The organism is Rosenbergiella sp. YN46, assembly GCF_036620675.1.
Classification (GTDB): Bacteria; Pseudomonadota; Gammaproteobacteria; order Enterobacterales; family Enterobacteriaceae; genus Jejubacter.
This window is the reverse complement of sequence record NZ_JAZHEE010000085.1, coordinates 1-995: the sequence shown is the minus strand read 5'-3', so window position 1 is coordinate 995 and position 995 is coordinate 1. Positions and strand designations below refer to the sequence as shown.

3 protein-coding genes are annotated in these 995 nt (G+C 49.2%); all 3 read left to right on the top strand.

The features are described from left to right. The coding region (locus tag V3W49_RS22595) for an EAL domain-containing protein (RefSeq protein ID WP_500148186.1) at positions 1–350 on the top strand (350 nt) is incomplete at its 5' end. Further along, positions 328–543 (top strand): hypothetical protein, encoded by a 216-nt coding sequence (locus tag V3W49_RS22590; protein ID WP_134864044.1) that lies wholly within the window; start codon positions 328–330, stop codon positions 541–543. The genes V3W49_RS22595 and V3W49_RS22590, both read left to right, overlap by 23 nt. Next, on the top strand, positions 543–845 hold the full coding sequence (locus V3W49_RS22585) for a PerC family transcriptional regulator (protein WP_500148185.1): 303 nt from the start codon (positions 543–545) through the stop codon (positions 843–845). Before V3W49_RS22590 ends, V3W49_RS22585 begins: the two co-directional genes overlap by 1 nt. Positions 846–995 lie beyond the last annotated feature (150 nt).

The window sequence follows — 995 nt, the reverse complement described above, 5'->3', positions numbered from 1 at the left end:
GTATTGCCCTGGATGATTTCGGTACGGCTTATTCCAATATTTCCAAAATCAACAAACTGCCGGTGACCAGTATCAAAATAGACCAGTCATTCATACGGAAATTAGCCGATTCCATGGAGTCACAGCGTCTGGTTGAAAGCATTATTGAGCTGGCCAGAAGTAACCGCCTGTCTGTCGTGGCAGAAGGTGTGGAAACAGCCTTTCAGTCGGACTTTCTGGCCGCCAGAGGCGTGGCACTGCAGCAGGGATATTACTGGTCAAAACCGCTGCCGGTGATGGATTTTGCCCGTTTTCTTATCTGGCACAGAACGGTACCCGGGATGTTCAGTGAAGAAAGGAACCCGGTATGAAATACAAAAAAAGCACTGGTCAGCGGTCATTAAACGGTTCAGAAAAATCAGTTCGGTGGAGTTTTTTGTCCGGAAAACCCTGCTAATGCTTGATGATCCGGAAGAAAAATTATTTTTAAGCGCCCTTGCGCAGAAGAAAATTGAAGAGCCGGAAAGAGAGTCGGTCCCTGGGGTGGATAACGGACGGTCCTGATGGAAAAAGAAACGCTGACGCCGGTAGCTGATAAGCTTGCCGAAAGTCTGGAGAGCGCGGGTTTATACCGCAGAGCAGCCACCCGCTGGTTAGAGGTGTTTTTTGAATGTCTGAGTGATTCTGAACGGTCATGGGTATCCCGCAGGAGACAGCACTGTCTGAGCCAGATGCAGACAAGGAAGCCGGATGATACCTACCAGGATATCTACAGAGCAGTCAGTGCATTACACCGGAACATGGGACTGGGGCAGACCGGAAGTATCCCCCTCAGACGCTGTCGAAGCAGGGGGCAACGCAAGTAACTGTGAGATATATAGCTGTTGCTGTCTGTCGTTCGTGTATGAGAGGGACCACATAGGTGTGGTGTGGAGGTACCGGGAGTGTTAGAAATTCTGTGTCATTCGAGTCAATATACAATCAAAAAGGAATGACACATGTCCCAACCCTTCGAT

Coding starts and splice junctions, on each gene's coding strand:
- V3W49_RS22585 (WP_500148185.1), top strand. CDS start 543: ATGGAAAAAGAAACGCTGACGCCGGTAGCTGATAAGCTTGCCGAAAGT.